The 18,047-nt window shown below is 60.1% G+C and carries 20 protein-coding genes; 19 read left to right on the forward strand and 1 reads right to left on the reverse strand.

Annotated features, from left to right (window positions below; genetic code table 11):
• Positions 1 to 28 precede the first annotated feature (28 nt).
• From GOW09_RS01120 to GOW09_RS01130, 3 genes are all read left to right on the forward strand, one after another.
• Positions 29 to 700 carry an HAD-IA family hydrolase gene (locus tag GOW09_RS01120; RefSeq protein WP_171115009.1) on the forward strand — a complete coding sequence of 224 codons (672 nt, stop codon included), beginning with the start codon at positions 29 to 31 and terminating at the stop codon, positions 698 to 700.
• 39 nt (positions 701 to 739) lie between these two features.
• A complete protein-coding gene (locus tag GOW09_RS01125) occupies positions 740 to 1,930 on the forward strand; it encodes a DegT/DnrJ/EryC1/StrS aminotransferase family protein (protein WP_171115011.1) in 1,191 nt (396 codons plus the stop codon).
• A gap of 164 nt (positions 1,931 to 2,094) precedes the next feature.
• Positions 2,095 to 3,258, forward strand: a complete 1,164-nt coding sequence (locus tag GOW09_RS01130; RefSeq protein WP_171115013.1) for an isovaleryl-CoA dehydrogenase — start codon at positions 2,095 to 2,097, stop codon at positions 3,256 to 3,258.
• Between the two features lie 52 nt (positions 3,259 to 3,310).
• Here GOW09_RS01130 and GOW09_RS01135 read toward each other — a convergent pair whose 3' ends face one another.
• Entirely contained in the window at positions 3,311 to 3,913 is a 603-nt protein-coding gene (locus GOW09_RS01135) for an OmpW family protein (RefSeq protein WP_171115015.1), read from the reverse strand.
• 136 nt (positions 3,914 to 4,049) lie between these two features.
• Here GOW09_RS01135 and GOW09_RS01140 point away from each other — a divergent pair, with 136 nt between their 5' ends.
• The 16 genes from GOW09_RS01140 to nuoF all read left to right on the forward strand — a co-directional run bounded on the left by GOW09_RS01140 (position 4,050) and on the right by nuoF (position 18,045).
• Positions 4,050 to 5,576 (forward strand): AMP-binding protein, encoded by a 1,527-nt coding sequence (locus tag GOW09_RS01140; protein ID WP_171115017.1) that lies wholly within the window; start codon positions 4,050 to 4,052, stop codon positions 5,574 to 5,576.
• Positions 5,573 to 6,118 carry a hypothetical protein gene (locus GOW09_RS01145; protein WP_171115019.1) on the forward strand — a complete coding sequence of 182 codons (546 nt, stop codon included), beginning with the start codon at positions 5,573 to 5,575 and terminating at the stop codon, positions 6,116 to 6,118. The genes GOW09_RS01140 and GOW09_RS01145 overlap by 4 nt, the downstream gene beginning before the upstream one ends.
• Complete coding sequence (locus GOW09_RS01150) at positions 6,115 to 7,719, forward strand: carboxyl transferase domain-containing protein (RefSeq protein WP_171115021.1); 1,605 nt, start codon at positions 6,115 to 6,117, stop codon at positions 7,717 to 7,719. Before GOW09_RS01145 ends, GOW09_RS01150 begins: the two co-directional genes overlap by 4 nt.
• A gap of 1 nt (position 7,720) precedes the next feature.
• The gene (locus GOW09_RS01155) at positions 7,721 to 8,146 is read left to right on the forward strand and encodes an ASCH domain-containing protein (protein WP_170343774.1); all 426 of its coding nucleotides are present in this window, start codon (positions 7,721 to 7,723) and stop codon (positions 8,144 to 8,146) included.
• 5 nt (positions 8,147 to 8,151) lie between these two features.
• On the forward strand, positions 8,152 to 10,086 hold the full coding sequence (locus GOW09_RS01160; protein WP_171115023.1) for an acetyl/propionyl/methylcrotonyl-CoA carboxylase subunit alpha: 1,935 nt from the start codon (positions 8,152 to 8,154) through the stop codon (positions 10,084 to 10,086).
• 78 nt (positions 10,087 to 10,164) lie between these two features.
• Positions 10,165 to 11,016, forward strand: a complete 852-nt coding sequence (locus GOW09_RS01165; protein ID WP_171115025.1) for a hydroxymethylglutaryl-CoA lyase — start codon at positions 10,165 to 10,167, stop codon at positions 11,014 to 11,016.
• Between the two features lies 1 nt (position 11,017).
• On the forward strand, positions 11,018 to 11,800 hold the full coding sequence (locus GOW09_RS01170; RefSeq protein ID WP_171115027.1) for a crotonase/enoyl-CoA hydratase family protein: 783 nt from the start codon (positions 11,018 to 11,020) through the stop codon (positions 11,798 to 11,800).
• Positions 11,801 to 11,994: 194 nt separating this feature from the next.
• On the forward strand, positions 11,995 to 12,360 hold the full coding sequence (locus tag GOW09_RS01175; RefSeq protein ID WP_171115028.1) for an NADH-quinone oxidoreductase subunit A: 366 nt from the start codon (positions 11,995 to 11,997) through the stop codon (positions 12,358 to 12,360).
• Positions 12,351 to 12,884 carry an NADH-quinone oxidoreductase subunit B family protein gene (locus tag GOW09_RS01180; RefSeq protein ID WP_010442777.1) on the forward strand — a complete coding sequence of 178 codons (534 nt, stop codon included), beginning with the start codon at positions 12,351 to 12,353 and terminating at the stop codon, positions 12,882 to 12,884. Before GOW09_RS01175 ends, GOW09_RS01180 begins: the two co-directional genes overlap by 10 nt.
• Positions 12,881 to 13,207 (forward strand): antibiotic biosynthesis monooxygenase, encoded by a 327-nt coding sequence (locus tag GOW09_RS01185; protein WP_171115030.1) that lies wholly within the window; start codon positions 12,881 to 12,883, stop codon positions 13,205 to 13,207. The genes GOW09_RS01180 and GOW09_RS01185 overlap by 4 nt, the downstream gene beginning before the upstream one ends.
• The gene (locus tag GOW09_RS01190) at positions 13,200 to 13,805 is read left to right on the forward strand and encodes an NADH-quinone oxidoreductase subunit C (protein ID WP_171115033.1); all 606 of its coding nucleotides are present in this window, start codon (positions 13,200 to 13,202) and stop codon (positions 13,803 to 13,805) included. The genes GOW09_RS01185 and GOW09_RS01190 overlap by 8 nt, the downstream gene beginning before the upstream one ends.
• A complete protein-coding gene (locus GOW09_RS01195) occupies positions 13,805 to 13,978 on the forward strand; it encodes a hypothetical protein (RefSeq protein WP_010442775.1) in 174 nt (57 codons plus the stop codon). The genes GOW09_RS01190 and GOW09_RS01195 overlap by 1 nt, the downstream gene beginning before the upstream one ends.
• 123 nt (positions 13,979 to 14,101) lie before the next feature.
• Positions 14,102 to 15,325 carry an NADH-quinone oxidoreductase subunit D gene (locus tag GOW09_RS01200; RefSeq protein ID WP_171115034.1) on the forward strand — a complete coding sequence of 408 codons (1,224 nt, stop codon included), beginning with the start codon at positions 14,102 to 14,104 and terminating at the stop codon, positions 15,323 to 15,325.
• Positions 15,325 to 16,482 (forward strand): NADH-quinone oxidoreductase subunit E, encoded by a 1,158-nt coding sequence (locus tag GOW09_RS01205; RefSeq protein WP_171115036.1) that lies wholly within the window; start codon positions 15,325 to 15,327, stop codon positions 16,480 to 16,482. The genes GOW09_RS01200 and GOW09_RS01205 overlap by 1 nt, the downstream gene beginning before the upstream one ends.
• A gap of 30 nt (positions 16,483 to 16,512) precedes the next feature.
• Positions 16,513 to 16,734 carry a DUF5337 domain-containing protein gene (locus tag GOW09_RS01210; RefSeq protein WP_171115038.1) on the forward strand — a complete coding sequence of 74 codons (222 nt, stop codon included), beginning with the start codon at positions 16,513 to 16,515 and terminating at the stop codon, positions 16,732 to 16,734.
• 12 nt (positions 16,735 to 16,746) lie between these two features.
• Entirely contained in the window at positions 16,747 to 18,045 is a 1,299-nt protein-coding gene (gene nuoF, locus GOW09_RS01215) for an NADH-quinone oxidoreductase subunit NuoF (RefSeq protein WP_152458587.1), read from the forward strand.
• Positions 18,046 to 18,047: the final 2 nt, after the last annotated feature.

Here is an 18,047-nt window from a genome sequence, read left to right on the forward strand (position 1 = left end):
GCGAAAACCTGCCGAGCAAGGGGGCGAAATGCGCACCGTCATCTTCGATCTGGACGGCACTTTGGCGGACACATCCGGCGATTTGCTGGCGGCCGCGAACCATTGTTTCCGCAAGATGGGGCACGGGGATGTACTGGTCCACGGGCCGGATTCCGGTGTGGCGCTGCGAGGTGGACGCATGATGCTGACTCACGGGCTGAAACGAGTCGGGGTCTATGACGAGGATACGGTGCAGGCCTATTACCCGGTTCTTCTTGAGGCCTACGCGCAGGACATCGACACCCACACCAGTTTCTACCCGGGTGCCCTACAGGCGGTCGAGATGCTGAGTGACGCGGGTTACGGTGTGGGCATTTGCACGAACAAACCGGAACATCTGGCCGAATTGTTGCTGACGCGCATGGGGGTACGGGACCGTTTTGCATCTTTGGTCGGGGCCGATACGCTGCCGGTCCGCAAACCGGACCCGGCGCCTTTGCGTGAAGCCGCGCGCCGTGCCGGGGGCGATCCGGACTTGTGCGTGCTGGTCGGTGACTCGGATACCGACCGCAACACCGCCAGAGCGGCGGGCGTTCCTTCGGTGCTGGTTACCTTCGGGCCATCGGGGGATGACATGGCGGCGCTGGAACCCGAAGCCCTTCTGCATCATTTTGACGACTTGCCCGGCCTCGTGCCTGATCTGATCGGTGCGGCAGCCTGAAACCTTGACCGGACCCTTTCGGAGCCTCAGAACAAGACCATGACCGACGTATTCTCTGGCAGCTTTACGCAGCAAGAACCCCTTCCGGAAGATGCAATCGAGGCGGCACTGGCCGTTCTGCGCCATGGGCGTCTGCATCGATACAATGTCGTCCCCGGAGAGTTGGGGGAAACGGCCCTGCTGGAGCAGGAATTTGCGGCGCAGATGGGGGCCAAATACTGTCTTGCGGTTTCGTCTGGCGGTTACGCTCTGGCCACGGCCCTGCGCGCGGTCGGCGTGCAGTCGGGCGATCCGGTTTTAACCAATGCGTTTACGCTGGCCCCGGTCCCGGGGTCGATTGCCTCGGTCGGAGGACGGGCAGTTTTTGTCGGAGTGACGGAAGACCTGACCATCGATCTGGATGATCTTGAGGGCAAGCTGGATCAAGCCCGTGTTCTGATGCTCAGCCATATGCGCGGGCATCTGTGCGATATGGACCGGCTGATGCGGATGTGTGATGCGGCCGGGGTGATCGTAATCGAGGATTGCGCACACACGATGGGTGCAGCCTGGCGCGGTCAGTTGTCTGGACGGCAGGGCGCGATCGGGTGTTATTCCTGTCAGACCTACAAGCATGTCAATTCGGGCGAAGGGGGCTTGCTGGTCACCGATGACGAGGAACTGGCCGCCAAGGCCACCATGTTGTCGGGGTCCTACATGTTGTACGAACGCCACTTGGCCGCCCCGGGGCCGGACGTGTTCGAGCGGATCAAATACACCACGCCCAACGTCTCGGGCCGGATGGACAATTTGCGCGCGGCGATCCTGCGCCCGCAATTGCGGGATCTGGACCGGCAGGTGGCCCGGTGGAACGAACGTTATCACGAGATCGAAACCGGGTTGCGGGGTACGCCGGGCCTGACGATCGTCGAACGGCCCGAAGAGGAAACCTATGTCGGGTCTTCGATTCAGTTCCTGCTGCTGGATTGGGCGCCTGAACGGATAGCCGAAGTGATCAGCCGTTGCGGGGCGCGTGGGGTTGAGCTGAAGTGGTTCGGCGGTGCCGAACCGACAGGATTCACGTCGCGCTATGACAGTTGGCGATATTTCGATAGCGAGCGGATGCCGGAAAGCGACCGCGTTCTGGCCGGCGTTATGGATATGCGCGTGCCTTTGACGTTTTCCCTGGAGGATTGTCGATTGATCGCCCGGATCATCCGGGCCGAAGTGAGCGCGGTTTATCAGTCTTGACCAATCGGAGTGCGCCTGCGGCGCACGCTCGATCTTTAGAAACGCCGCCCTTTTCGGGGCGGCGTTTTCCGTTTCGGACGCGCTGTCACAAAGATTGACCGGCAGAAGATTCGCTGCTAGAGATTTATTGAACACTTGTTCATTAAAGCGGAGGGAAGACGCAGATGTTCATGGCCACGATGAAGTTCGATCTGGGTGAGGATGTGAATGCCCTGCGCGAGATGGTGCATCGCTGGGCGCAGGAGCGTGTCAAGCCGATGGCGGCCGAGATCGACGCCACCAATGCCTTTCCGAACGAGCTGTGGAAAGAGATGGGAGAGCTTGGTCTGCTGGGTGTTACAGTGCCGGAAGAGTACGGCGGTGCAGGCATGTCTTATCTGGCGCATACGATCGCCGTCGAAGAGGTCGCGCGCGCTTCAGCTTCGGTTTCTTTGTCATACGGGGCGCATTCGAACCTGTGCGTGAACCAGATCAAGCTGAACGGCAATGAAGAACAGAAGCAGAAATACCTGCCGCGGCTGATCTCGGGCGAGCATGTGGGGGCGCTGGCCATGTCGGAACCTTCGGCCGGGTCGGATGTGGTGTCGATGAAGCTGCGCGCGGAAAAGCGGAACGACCATTACCGTCTGAACGGTAACAAATACTGGATCACCAACGGGCCGGATGCGGATACTCTGGTGGTTTATGCCAAGACGGACCCCGATGCTGGATCGAAGGGTATAACCGCATTTCTGATCGAAAAAGAGATGAAGGGTTTTTCAACCTCGCCCCATTTCGACAAGCTGGGTATGCGCGGGTCGAACACGGCTGAGCTGATCTTTGAAGACGTCGAGGTGCCGTTCGAGAACGTGTTGGGCGAAGAGGGCAAGGGTGTTGCCGTGCTCATGTCGGGGCTGGATTATGAACGGGTCGTGCTGGCAGGCATCGGGACCGGCATCATGGCCGCCTGTCTGGACGAAGTGATGCCTTATCTGGCGGAACGCAAGCAGTTCGGCAAACCTATCGGCAGCTTTCAGTTGATGCAGGGCAAGATTGCCGACATGTACACCGCGATGAACTCGGCGCGGGCCTATGTCTATGAAGTCGCCAAGGCGTGTGACCGCGGTGACGTGACCCGACAGGATGCGGCAGCGTGCTGCCTTTACGCGTCGGAACAGGCGATGGTTCAGGCCCATCAGGCGGTTCAGGCGCTGGGCGGGGCGGGCTTCCTGTCGGATGCGCCAGTCAGCCGGATTTTCCGGGATGCCAAGCTGATGGAAATCGGCGCAGGCACCAGCGAGATTCGCCGGATGCTGATCGGCCGCGAAATGATGAATGAAATGCTCTGAAAGAAAGAACGCCCTGCGGACGAGGTAACCGCAGGGCGCTTTGGAAACAGGATCAGAACCGATGGACGTAGGAAACACCGACCAGCCAGGGATCGATTTCCGCGGTGCCGATGGGGGCGCCGTTGAGCGAGACGTCCGAGTCAATATCGAACCAGCGCACGTTCAGGCGGATCGCCCCGTTGTCGGTGACCATGTAATCCAGACCGGCCTGCAACGAGACGCCGAAGGAGTCATCGACCTTGATGTTGCCCAGAGGCGATTGCTCGTCGAAGAAGATCGTATAGTTGAGACCGGCGCCGACATAGGGTTTCCAGACGCTGTTGGTCGGGAAGTGATAGTTCAGCGACAAGGTGGGCGGCAGGTGCTTGACCGTGGCCGCGTCCGTACCGCCAAGGGCTACGGTGTGTTTGAACGGGGTCGCAGCCAGAAGCTCGATGCCCAGGTTGTCGCGAATAAAGTACTCGGCGGTGAAAATCGGGCGGGTGTCCGCGTCGATCGTCGCTGCCGCACCGGCCAGCGTGCCGTTGTCGGATTTCGGGTCCAGATAGCCAACACCGATACCCAGCGTCCAGTCCCCTTGCGACTGGGCCAAAGCCGGAGCCGCCAGGGCGACCAACGCGGTAGACAGTGTCAAAGCGGCGAGTTTCTTTGTCATATTCTTGCCTTTGGTTATGTTGATGCTCTTGGTTTCGCAAAGGCGGTGTCCGGCCACTCTGATCTGCATCAAGTTTGCGTGATGTGTCTGCCCAAGGTCAGGTCGCGAAGCATCAGGAAAACAAAGGGAATTCGCGTTGCTGCACGCTGAGCGCATACCGGGTTTGCGCTCAGGAGGAGGCTGGGACATACCGGACCGGCTGAACATGGCGCAGCAATGTCTGAACCATCCAGGTGATCAGGTGGCGCTTATCGATCTGACCGGATCAGGGCAGCGGCTGATAACCTTTGGGCAACTGGCGCAAATGGCTGATGGGATCGCCCGCGCCCTGCTGGCCCGCGTCTGGCCCGGTGATCGGGTCGGAGTGCTGCTGAGCCAGTCACCCTGGTGTGCGGCAGCTCATTTGGCGATCTGGAAGATCGGCGCGATTTCGGTGCCCTTGTTCAAGTTGTTCAAGCAGGATGCGCTGCGGTCGCGAGCGCGCGATGCAGGCGTTCAGATCGTGCTGACCGATGCTGAAGGAGCGGATCTGCTGGGCGATCTGGCTGAACCTCTTATCGCATCCGAAATTGGCGTGACCGGTCCTGCGCTGCCCTATGCCGCGACCGGGCCCGAGGATCCTGCCGTATTGATCTACACCTCTGGTACAACCGGCAGCCCGAAAGGCGCACTGCACGGGCATCGGGTTCTGACCGGGCATGTGCCGGGTGTCTCGATCAGCCACAATCACCTGCGCGAAGGAGACTGCCTGTGGACCCCGGCGGATTGGGCGTGGATCGGCGGGTTGTTCGATGTGCTGATGCCGGGCCTTGCGCTGGGCATTCCGGTTGTCGCGGCACGGCTTGAGAAGTTCACCCCGGAAGCCTGCGCCGAGATCATTGCGCGGGGCGGGGTGCGGAATGTGTTCTTTCCGCCGACCGCCTTGCGGATGCTCAAGGCGGCGGATCAGGCGATCCCCGGTTTGCGCTCGGTTGCGTCCGGGGGTGAGCCGCTGGGGGCCGAGATGCTGGCCTGGGGCCAAGGTGCGTTTGGTCTGACGATCAACGAATTCTACGGCCAGACTGAATGCAACATGGTCGTATCCTCCTGCGCCGAGGATTTCCCTGTTCAACCCGGCTGTATCGGCAAGCCGGTGCCCGGGCATGAAGTCGCGGTGATCGACGATGTCGGCAACCCGACCAGCGAGGAAGGCGATGTCGCCATCCGGCGGGGTTCGGCGTCGATGCTGCTGGAATACTGGAACAATCCGCAAGCGACGGCCGAGAAGTTCCAGGGCGATTGGCTGATCACCGGAGATCGTGGCGTGTGGGAAGGCGACTATCTGCGCTTTGTAGGCCGCGACGATGACGTGATCACCTCGGCCGGCTACCGCATTGGCCCGGCCGAGATCGAGGATTGCCTGCTGACCCATCCGGCGGTGGCCACCGTGGGCGTGGTCGGCAAGCCCGACCCGCTGCGGACCGAGATCGTCAAGGCGTATGTGGTGTTGAAACCGGGGGCCGAGGCCACGGGTGCCGAGTTGCAGGATTGGGTCAAGGACCGTCTGGCGCATTATTCCTATCCGCGCGAGGTGGCATTTCTGGAGGAACTGCCGATGACCGTGACGGGGAAGGTGATCCGCAAGGAGTTGAAGGCGCGGGCGGCGGGGGAAGGCAAGAAATGACAGAAAACAAAAAACCAGTTGACGACTGGCAGGGTTATGAAGCCGCAAGACAGAGAAACAATGACTTTCGCGGAGAGTACCTGCGGTCCTATTCCGAGCGCGGTTACGAGTACGGTATCTTAGCTGTAAAGAATTTTATGCTCATATCGGGCGGTGCACTTGTTGCTCTTCCAGCTCTGGCGAAGCTCTCGCCGGAATACAATGAAAAGATGGCAATTCTGGCTGGCACATGTTTTGCTTTCTGTCTTCTAGCTTCACTTGTTTGTACCTACATAATCCACTTGAATTGGACATTGTTGTACGAGAACCAAGAACTGGCTCGCTCTCGTGACCAACAGTCCATCATTAAGGCGTATCTGCCTTCTCGTCATGAAAGTGCTGAAGCAGGCAGGGACTTTCAGCGTGAGATCGATAAGAAGAAACAAAAAGTGTGGTGGACTTGGTTAATTCCACACGTTCTTGGCGTGATCAGTTTTGCTGTTTTTCTTCTCGGTTGTTGGTTCTTTTATTCAGGTTTTGATCTTTCGGAGGCTACCTTATGAAACTCACATCCAAAGCCATGCCCGCCTCTGAGGGCTTCAAGGCCAACCGCGCAGCCCATCTCGACGCGCTGGCGCAAATTTCTGCCGCCGCCGAAGCGGCCCGCATGGGCGGTGGTGAGAAATCCCGCGCGCGGCATGAATCCCGCGGCAAGATGCTCCCCCGCCGAAGGGTGGCGAACCTGCTTGATCCGGGGTCTCCGTTCCTCGAAATCGGGGCGACGGCGGCGCATGGGATGTATGGCGATGCCGCGCCCTGTGCCGGCGTCATCGCGGGCATTGGACTTGTGCAGGAGCAGCAGGTCATGGTGGTCTGCAACGACGCCACCGTGAAGGGCGGCACCTATTACCCGATGACGGTCAAGAAACACCTGCGGGCGCAGGAAATTGCCGAGGAAAACCATCTGCCCTGCATCTATCTGGTCGACAGCGGTGGCGCGAACCTGCCCAATCAGGATGAGGTCTTTCCCGACCGCGATCACTTTGGCCGCATCTTCTACAACCAAGCGCGGATGAGCGCGAAGGGGATCGCTCAGATCGCTGTGGTCATGGGCTCCTGCACGGCCGGTGGGGCTTATGTGCCGGCGATGTCGGATGTGACGATCATCGTCAAGGAACAGGGCACCATCTTTCTGGCCGGGCCGCCTCTGGTCAAGGCCGCGACCGGAGAAGTGGTCAGCGCCGAAGATCTGGGCGGCGGCGACGTGCACACCCGCCTGTCCGGCGTCGCCGACTATCTGGCCGAGGATGATGCGCACGCGCTGGCCTTGGCCCGTCGGGCGGTTGGGTCACTCAATCGCCGCAAGCCGCAGACGGTGGACTGGGCCAGCCCCGAAGATCCGGCCTATGACCCCGAGGAAATCCTGGGCGTTGTCCCTGCTGATCTGCGCACGCCCTATGACATCCGTGAAGTGATTGCGCGTCTGGTCGATGGGTCTCGGTTCGACGAATTCAAGCCTCGGTTCGGGGAAACACTGGTGACCGGCTTTGCCCATGTCAAAGGCTGTCCGGTTGGCATTATTGCCAATAACGGCGTGCTGTTTTCCGAGGCGGCGCAGAAGGGTGCCCATTTCGTCGAGCTGTGTTCGCAACGCAAAATCCCGCTTGTGTTCCTGCAAAACATCACCGGTTTCATGGTCGGTCGCAAATACGAAAACGAAGGCATCGCGCGGCATGGGGCCAAGATGGTGACGGCGGTGGCCACGACGTCGGTGCCCAAGATCACCATGCTGGTCGGCGGCTCGTTCGGGGCCGGGAACTATGGCATGGCCGGTCGTGCCTATCAGCCCCGGTTCCTGTGGACCTGGCCGAATTCGCGCATTTCGGTGATGGGCGGCGAGCAGGCCGCTGGTGTTCTGGCCACCGTCAAACGCGACGGGATAGAACGGCAGGGCGGCACGTGGTCCGCCGAAGAAGAGGCCGAGTTCAAACGCCCGACGCTGGATATGTTCGAGGAACAGTCGCATCCGCTCTATGCCTCGGCCCGTCTGTGGGATGACGGCATCATCGACCCGCGCAAAAGCCGCGACGTGCTGGCGCTGTCGTTGAACGCCGCGCTGAACGCTCCGATCGAGGAGACACGCTTTGGCGTGTTCAGGATGTAAAATGAGCGTGACTTTGAAAGACCTTATGGCCCGCTATCCAGGTGCGCAAACCTTCAAATTCGGCGACAACCCGGTGCTGAGTGCAGAGCTTCTGGCTTTGGTCCGTTCTGGCCGTAAAACAGCGACCTGCGATGCGCTCGGCAACTATCCGGACGGCAGCCCTGAAATGCCGAAGCCCGGTCGACGCGATATTGCGCTGAACTGGGATGACACACCGGCTTTGGTCATTGAAACCGTCGGTGTCTCGATCCAGCGCTATTGTGATGTGACCGAGGAATTCGCTTTGGCTGAAGGTGAGAATGAAACGCTTGAAGGATGGCGGGAAGATCATCGCCGTTATTTCCAACGAAACGGCGGCTTTGATCCTGAGATGAAACTCGTGTGCGAACGGTTCCGTCTCGTCGAAGATCTGGCAGTGGAAGGGTGAAAGACATGTTCAACAAAATCCTGATTGCCAACCGGGGCGAGATCGCCTGCCGGGTGATGGAGACGGCTCAGAAGATGGGCGTGTCCTGCGTTGCTGTCTATTCCGATGCGGACGTGGCGGCCAAACACGTTCAGATGGCCGATGAGGCGGTTCATATTGGCGGCCCCGCCCCGGCGGACAGCTATTTGAAGGGCGACGTCATCATTCAGGCCGCGCTGGATACCGGTGCACAGGCGATCCATCCGGGGTATGGCTTTCTGTCCGAGAACCCCGATTTCGTGGATGCCGTGCAGGCGGCGGGGCTGACGTTCATCGGCCCTTCGGCGGATGCGATCCGCAAGATGGGCCTCAAGGACGCGGCGAAGGTTCTGATGGAGAAGGCCGGCGTTCCGGTCGTACCCGGCTATCACGGCGACAATCAGGACCCCGAGCATCTGGCCGGTGCGGCGGATGCGATCGGCTATCCGGTTCTGATCAAGGCCGTTGCGGGCGGCGGCGGCAAGGGGATGCGCCTTGTCGAACGCCCCGAGGATTTCGCGACCGCGCTCGACAGCGCGCGGGGTGAGGCCCGGACCGCCTTTGGCAATGATGCCGTGCTGGTCGAAAAATTCGTGGCCAAACCTCGCCATATCGAAGTGCAGGTGTTCGGCGATGGTACCCATGCAGTTCATCTGTTCGAAAGGGACTGCTCGTTGCAGCGCCGCCATCAGAAGGTGATCGAAGAAGCCCCCGCCCCGGGCATGACGCCTGAGATGCGCGAGGCTATGGGTCAGGCGGGTGTGCGCGCCGCCGAGGCGATCGGCTATAAAGGCGCGGGCACGGTCGAATTCATCGTCGATGCCTCTGACGGGCTGCGCCCCGACAGGTTCTGGTTCATGGAAATGAACACGCGCCTTCAGGTGGAGCACCCGGTGACAGAGGCCATCACGGGGATCGATCTGGTCGAGTGGCAGCTTCGCGTGGCCGCAGGCGAGAGTCTTCCCAAGAAACAGGATGATCTTGCGATCTCTGGCCATGCCTTCGAGGCTCGTTTGTATGCCGAGGATGTGCCGAAAGGGTTCCTGCCCGCGACGGGAACGCTGACTCATCTGGTTTTCCCCGACAATTGTCGCGCCGATAGCGGCGTTCGCGCCGGGGACACGATCAGCCCGTGGTATGACCCGATGATTGCCAAGGTGGTGGTGCATGGATCGACGCGTGCCATTGCACTTGAGACGTTGAACCGGGCGCTGCAACAGACCGAAGTTGCAGGTACTGTTACCAACCTGGCCTTTCTGGGCGCGTTGACGCGTCACGAAGGATTTGCCTCGGGCGATGTCGATACGGGTCTGATCGGGCGGGACCTTGAAACGTTGGTGCAGGAACCCGAGCCGTCGGATGTTACTGCGGTCGCGGCTGCGATGACGGCATTGGATCTGGTGGATGTCGATCCGGAAACCGGGTTTTCGCTATGGGCGCCGCTGCATCGTGCCGTGCAATTGTCCCGTCGCGACGACGTGCTGGATCTGGATGTGCAGGTCGATGGGCCGGATCGCCAGATTTGGCAGGTTGGCGAAAACCGTGTCGTTGCGGAACGCACTGCCGGGCGCTGGGTGTTGAACGGCACGCCGATGCCTCGCGTTGCCGCACATAACGGGACCCTGACGGTTTTCACCGATTATGGTCAGAGCTTCGACGTTATCGATCCGTTGGACCGGGATACCAGCGCGACCGGCGACACCAATGTGATCGAGGCGCCTATGCCCGGTCTGGTCAAAGCCGTCTTTGCCACAGCGGGACAAACCGTACAGAAAGGCGATCGTCTGGCCATTTTGGAAGCGATGAAGATGGAGCATTCGCTGCTTGCGGCGCGGGACGGGATCGTTGCCGAAGTGCTGGTCGAGGATGGTTCGCAGGTCGAAGCCGGGGCTGCTCTGGTGAGGTTGGAGGACGAAGCTTGATCTGTACCCGCGCAACGCGGCGTGCCAAGGTCAGACGATAATTGCTTGAAACGACGACAATCCAGAAGGGGGGCGGACATGGGTGAGCTGGTCGAAATCTATGAGGTCGGGCCGCGCGACGGGCTGCAAAACGAAAAGCGCGAAATACCGGTCGCGGACAAGATCGCCTTGATCGACTGTCTCAGCCGTGCGGGGTTTCGCCGGATCGAAGTTGCAAGCTTCGTGTCCCCGAAATGGGTGCCGCAGATGGCGGGTTCCGCTCAGGTGCTGGGGGGGATTACGCGTGCGAGTGGGGTGCGCTATGCCGCGCTGACGCCGAACATGCATGGCTATGGCGACGCGCTGGCGGCCAAGGCGGACGAGATCGCCGTGTTCGCCTCGGCCTCCGAAGGATTCTCGAAGGCCAATATAAATGCCTCCATCGCCGAGTCGATCGAGCGGTTCACGCCGCTTCTGGAGGCGGCGCGGCATATCGACCTGCCGGTTCGTGGCTATGTCTCATGCGTGACGGATTGCCCGTATGACGGTCCGACGCCGCCCGAAAAAGTGGCTGAGGTTGCTGATCGGCTTTTCGCGCTGGGCTGTTACGAGGTTTCGCTGGGCGACACGATTGGGCAGGGAACTCCGGACAAAGTCGCGCATATGCTTCTGGCAGTGCGCGAAAGGGTTCCGGTGACGCGGCTGGCGGGGCATTTCCATGACACCAACGGGCGCGCGATCGACAACATCGATGCGGCATTGGCGCTGGGCGTGCGGGTGTTCGATGCAGCCGTGGGTGGGTTGGGCGGTTGCCCTTACGCCCCGGGTGCGGCCGGTAACGTGGCCACCGAGGAAGTTGCGGCGCATTTGCAGCGGCTGGGGTATGGAACTGGCCTGGATATCGACGTCATTGAAAAGGCCGCGCAGATGGCCAGGGCTTTGAGGGGCTGACATGTTTGAAACGATCACGATCTCGACGGATATGCGTGGTGTCGCGACGCTTACCCTGAACCGGCCTGAAAAACACAATGTCATGTCGGGGCAGATGATCACGGAATTGACCGAGGCGGCATCGCAACTTGGTCAGGATGACGCGGTCCGGGCGGTCGTTCTGGCCGCGGCGGGCAAGACGTTTTGCGCCGGCGGTGATCTGGGGTGGATGCAGGACCAGATGGCGGCTGACAAAAAGACGCGTTTTGTCGAGGCGCGCAAGCTGGCCGAGATGTTGCAGGCTCTGAACACGATGCCAAAGCCTCTGATCGGGGCGTTGCAGGGCAATGCCTTTGGGGGCGGGGTGGGCATGGCGGCCGTGTGCGATGTCGCGATCGGGGTCGACAGTCTGAAGATGGGGTTGACCGAAACGCGCCTGGGGCTGATCCCCGCAACAATTGGCCCCTATGTCATCGCCCGTATGGGCGAAGCCCGCGCGCGCCGGGTGTTCATGTCAGCACGTTTGTTCGATGCGTCCGAGGCCGTTGATCTGGGCCTGCTGGCGAAAACTGTTTCGGCAGATCGGCTTTCGGACGCGGTTGAGGACGAAATTCGCCCCTATTTGTCTTGCGCGCCCGGGGCGGTTGCCTCTGCCAAGGCGCTGGTACGCGCTCTGGGTCCGCGCATCGACGATACCGTGATCGATCAGACCATAGGCGAGTTGGTCGAGCGCTGGGAAACACAAGAGGCACGCGAAGGGATCGCGGCGTTTTTTGAAAAACGAAAACCTGCATGGAATAAGTAGATTTTACCAGGTTCCGCCAAGCCAAAGTCAAACGCCGGTGCTGCGATTCTATGCCGCGCTGTCAAACGCAGGTTTGATCGCGAAGGGGGCTGTGTTCGGTTGACCCTCTGACCCCGCAGAGATAGAGAATGTCCAGTCAACACGCCAATTGACGGCGCACCCGACAAGACATGTGCGCAGGAAAGGAGCTATTCGTGGAAGACCTGCTGCGGGAGTACCTCCCGATTCTGGTGTTTCTGGCCGTTGCCGTGGGCCTTGGGATCGTCTTGATTCTGGCCGCCATCGTACTGGCCGTCCGCAATCCCGACCCCGAAAAGGTCAGCGCATATGAATGTGGTTTCAATGCCTTCGACGATGCGCGGATGAAATTCGACGTCCGATTCTATCTGGTTTCGATTCTGTTCATCATCTTCGATCTAGAGATCGCTTTCCTGTTTCCCTGGGCCGTGGGCTTCAGAGACATCAGCGATGTCGGGTTCTGGTCCATGATGGTGTTCCTGGGTGTTCTGACCATCGGCTTTGCCTATGAATGGAAGAAAGGGGCGCTGGAATGGGAGTGATGACAGGAGCCAACACTGCCGGTGTCGACAAGGAAGTCGCCACCCAGGCCCTGAACGCCGAGTTGCAGGACAAGGGTTTCCTGCTGACCTCGACCGAAGACATCATCAACTGGGCCCGCACCGGCTCGTTGCACTGGATGACCTTTGGTCTGGCCTGCTGCGCGGTTGAGATGATGCACACCTCGATGCCACGTTATGACGCGGAACGGTTTGGTATCGCGCCCCGGGCGTCCCCACGTCAGTCTGATGTGATGATCGTGGCCGGTACGCTGACCAACAAGATGGCGCCCGCGCTGCGCAAGGTCTATGACCAGATGCCCGAGCCGCGCTATGTGATCTCGATGGGCTCCTGCGCGAATGGCGGGGGGTATTACCACTATTCCTATTCCGTCGTGCGTGGCTGTGACCGGGTTGTTCCGGTGGACATCTACGTGCCCGGCTGCCCTCCGACTGCTGAGGCACTGCTTTACGGTCTGATGCAGCTGCAGCGCAAAATCCGCCGCACGGGAACGATTGTGCGATGAGTGATCCGGTTGTCAGGCGCTGGGAGGCTGTGGTTGCCCGAGACGATGTTGCCGAGTGGGTCGGTACTTTTCGGACACGTGCGCTCCCCGGCATGCGCGCCGTGGATGGGTTTGAAAGCGTGTCCTTCCTCGTCCGGCGCGATCAGGATCCCTGCCAAGTCATGGTACTGACCAAATGGCGTGACATGGCCGCTGTTGCGAATTATGCGGGCGAGAACGTCGCAAAGACGGTTATGCCCGACTTTATGGCGAAGTTTTTCAAATCTTACGACGCAGAAGCTACGTTCTATGACGAAGTTTTGCAGGAGGGCCGCAATGAGTGAAGCACTCAAAGAACTCGGCGCACAGCTGGAGCTGAAACGGTCTGATTGTGTTCTGTCGTGGGATGTGACCCATGGCGAACTGAACGTGGACGTGGCACCGTCGAATCTCGTGGAATTCATTGAGTTCCTGAAATCTGATCGCAGCTGCCAGTTTTCGACCCTTGTGGACATCACTGGCGTGGATTACCCCGAGCGCGCCAAACGGTTCGACGTGGTGTACCATTTCCTGTCGATGTACCAGAACCAGCGTATCCGGCTGCGGGTCTCGATCCGTGAAGACGACATGGTGCCGTCGATCGTTGACGTGCACCCCTCGGCCAATTGGTTCGAGCGTGAGGTGTTCGACATGTTCGGCATCCTGTTCTCGGGCCATCCGGACCTGCGGCGCATCCTGACCGACTATGGGTTCCGTGGTTACCCACTGCGCAAGGATTTCCCGACCACCGGCTATACCGAAGTGCGCTATGACGAGGCGCAAAAGCGCGTGGTCTACGAGCCGGTCAGCCTGGTGCAGGAATACCGTCAGTTTGATTTCATGTCCCCGTGGGAGGGTGCGAACTACATTCTGCCGGGGGATGAAAAACAGGAGACTGAATAATGGGTGGCATCTGGTGGCTGATCCTGTCTGCGCTGACCATCATTCCGATGGTGAAGATATTGCCGTTCTTCGGGATCAACAAATACTGGTGCCTGCTGTGTCTGGTTCCCTTTGGCACGATCGCCTTGCTGTGGTGGGTCGGGCTGAAACTGCAAGAGTTGGAGCGCCGCTGAGATGATGGGTGAGTTGATCATTCTGGGCGCGTTGGGGGTTCTTCTGGCCGGGGCCGCAGCCAAAGCGGCCGAGGCGGAAAAGGTTCGGGTTCGGGCCGATGCGAAAAAGAAACGAGGGCGTTGATGGACGGCTCAAGATACGATGACGGCAGCACGGACGCGCTGAGCGGAGAACAGAAGATCCGCAATTTCAACATTAACTTCGGCCCGCAACACCCTGCGGCGCACGGGGTTCTGCGCCTTGTGCTGGAACTCGACGGTGAGATCGTCGAACGGTGCGACCCGCATATCGGCCTGCTGCACCGCGGCACCGAAAAGCTGATGGAAAGCCGGACCTATCTGCAAAACCTGCCGTATTTCGATCGTCTGGATTACGTGGCGCCGATGAACCAGGAACATGCCTGGTGCCTGGCCATCGAAAAGCTGACCGGGGTTGAAGTGCCGCGTCGGGGTTCGCTGATCCGGGTTCTGTATTCCGAGATCGGCCGCATCCTGAACCACCTGCTGAACGTGACCACGCAGGCTATGGATGTGGGCGCGCTGACCCCGCCGCTCTGGGGTTTTGAAGAGCGTGAAAAGCTGATGGTGTTCTACGAGCGTGCCTGCGGCGCCCGTCTGCACGCGGCCTATTTCCGCCCCGGTGGTGTACATCAGGACCTGCCGCCGGAACTGCTGGACGATATCGAGGCCTGGAGCCACGAATTCCCCGCCGTTCTGGACGACATTGACGGTCTGCTGACCGAAAACCGCATCTTCAAACAGCGCAACGCCGATATTGGTGTCGTGACTGAAGATGACATTCAGAAATACGGTTTCTCGGGCGTGATGGTGCGCGGGTCGGGCCTTGCATGGGACTTGCGCCGCGCTCAGCCCTATGAATGCTATGACGAGTTTGAATTCCAGATCCCCGTCGGCAAAAACGGCGACTGTTATGACCGCTATTTGGTGCGGATGGAAGAAATGCGCCAATCGCTGTCGATCATCCAGCAGGCCATCGTCAAAATCCGCGAATGCCCCGGTGACGTGCTTGCGCGTGGCAAGATCACCCCGCCGAAACGCTCGGACATGAAGACTTCGATGGAAAGCCTGATCCACCACTTCAAGCTGTATACCGAAGGCTTCCACGTCCCTGCAGGCGAGGTCTATGCCGCGGTCGAAGCCCCCAAGGGCGAGTTCGGCGTCTATCTGGTCGCCGACGGCACCAACAAGCCCTACCGCGCCAAGCTGCGCGCTCCCGGTTTCCTGCACCTGCAAGCCATGGACCACGTCGCCAAAGGCCACCAGCTGGCCGACGTCGCCGCCATCATCGGCACCATGGATGTCGTATTTGGAGAGATTGACCGCTAATGCTCCGCCGTCTTCATCCCGAACAACCCGAAAGCTTTGCCTTCACCGCTGCCAACCAGCAATGGGCCGAAGCGCAGATCACCAAATACCCCGAAGGCCGCCAGGCCAGCGCGGTCATTCCGCTGCTGTGGCGCGCGCAAGAGCAGGAGGGCTGGCTGAGCCGCCCGGCGATTGAGTCCATCGCCGACATGCTGGGCATGGCCTATATCCGCGTGCTCGAGGTTGCGTCCTTCTACTTCATGTTCCAGCTGCAACCAGTTGGATCTGTGGCGCATATTCAGGTCTGCGGCACGACGTCCTGCATGATCTGCGGGGCCGAAGATCTGATCGCGGTCTGCAAGGAAAAGATCGCCGCGAAACCGCATGAACTTTCTGCCGATGGCAAGCTGAGCTGGGAAGAGGTCGAATGCCTCGGTTCCTGCACCAACGCGCCGATGGCGCAGATTGGCAAGGATTACTACGAGGATCTGACCGCCGAGAGTTTCGGCAAGATCCTCGACGATCTGGTGGCGGGCAAGGTGCCGACGCCCGGTCCTCAGAACGGGCGTTACGCGGCCGAGCCGTTGAAGGGACTTTCCAGCCTGTCCGAATATGAAGCTGGCAAGCCGAAATACAACGCAAGTGTTGAGCTGGCGACAGAGCTTGGGGACACGGTCAAGCGTATCGACGGAACCGAAGTTCCGATCCTGACACCGTGGCTTGGCAAGGATGGCAAAGCCGAAGCTTCCGGTTCCGCTCCTCAACCGCCGAAAAAGCCGGAACCCGGCAAGACGGCGGCACAACAGAGTGGAACCAAAAAATCGACCCATACCGAACCGGCATCTCCCGAGGGCGCTGCGGCAAAGACGGATGGCCAGGACGTTCAGGAGACCCAGCCTAACACTCTAACCGCGGCACGTGACGGCAAGGCGGATGACCTTAAATTGTTGAAAGGCGTCGGCCCCAAGCTGGAAGAAACGCTGAACCAGCTTGGTTTCTATCACTACGACCAGATCGCGGCCTGGACGCCCGAACATGTGGCCTGGGTCGATGCGCGTTTGAAATTCAAAGGCCGGATCGAACGCGATGGCTGGATCGAGCAGGCGGCCAAGCTTGCTGCGGGTGAGGAAACCGAATTCGCCAAACGTGCCAAATCCGAGGGCACATACGAAGACTAGACGGATGCCCGTTCCGGGCTTCGGGGGAAGATGGACAAGGACAAGGAACAAGCCATAGCCCGCAAGGGCCGACATATCGGGGTGGTCATCGCCGTGACCATGCTGATCTGGCTTGCGATGAACCTGTTCATTGGCCCCGCGCTGGGTTTGACAACCCGGCATGCGCTGCTGTTTGATTTCGCCGCTCTGGCGGGTTTCATCTATGCGGGTGTCAACATTTTTCAACTCTGGCGCATGCGTCAGGACAGCTGAAGGTAACACGCGATGCTGAAGGATCAGGACCGGATCTTTACCAACATCTACGGGATGCATGAACGCACGCTGAAAGGTGCGCAGGCTCGCGGGCATTGGGACGGCACTGCTGGCCTGATTGAAAAAGGGCGCGACTGGATCATCCAGACGATGAAGGATTCCGGGCTGCGCGGACGCGGCGGTGCGGGTTTCCCGACTGGTCTCAAATGGTCGTTCATGCCCAAGGAAAGCGACGGGCGCCCGTCCTATCTGGTGGTCAACGCGGACGAATCCGAACCCGGCACCTGCAAAGACCGCGAGATCATGCGCCATGATCCGCATACGCTGATCGAGGGCTGCCTGATCGCGTCTTTCGCCATGAACGCTCACACCTGCTACATCTATCTGCGTGGTGAGTACATCCGCGAACGCGAGGCGTTGCAGGCCGCGATCGACGAGGCCTATGACGCGGGTCTTCTGGGCAAGAATGCCGCCGGCTCGGGCTGGGATTTCGACCTGTTTCTACACCACGGGGCAGGCGCCTATATCTGTGGCGAGGAAACCGCGCTGATTGAAAGCCTCGAAGGTAAAAAGGGCATGCCGCGGATGAAGCCGCCGTTCCCCGCAGGTGCGGGCTTGTATGGCTGCCCGACGACCGTGAACAACGTCGAATCCATCGCTGTCGTGCCTACGATTCTGCGTCGTGGGGCGGATTGGTTCGCAGGTTTCGGCCGCCAGAACAACGCGGGCACCAAGCTGTTTGCAATCTCGGGTCACGTCAACAACCCCTGCGTGGTCGAAGAGGCGATGTCGATTTCCTTCGAGGAGCTGATCGAGACCCATTGCGGCGGCATTCGCGGCGGCTGGGACAATCTGCTGGCCGTGATCCCCGGTGGATCCTCCGTTCCGTGTGTGCGCGGTGAGAACATGCGCGACGCGATCATGGATTTCGATTATCTGCGCAACGATCTGGGCTCGGGGCTTGGAACGGCGGCGGTGATCGTGATGGACAAGTCCACCGACATCATCAAGGCGATCTGGCGCTTGTCGAAATTCTACAAACACGAAAGCTGCGGCCAGTGCACGCCCTGCCGCGAAGGCACCGGCTGGATGATGCGGGTCATGGACCGCTTGGTGCGCGGCGAGGCCGAGCTGGAAGAGATCGACATGCTGTTTGATGTGACCAAACAGGTGGAAGGTCACACGATCTGCGCCCTTGGCGATGCGGCCGCCTGGCCGATCCAGGGCCTGATCCGGAATTTCCGCGAAGAAATCGAAGATCGCATCAAGGCTCAGAAATCGGGCCGTATGGGTGCGATGGCGGCGGAGTGATC

Origin of the sequence: Ruegeria sp. HKCCA5463 (assembly GCF_013034175.1) — a bacterium.
In the GTDB taxonomy this organism is placed as follows: Bacteria; Pseudomonadota; Alphaproteobacteria; order Rhodobacterales; family Rhodobacteraceae; genus Ruegeria.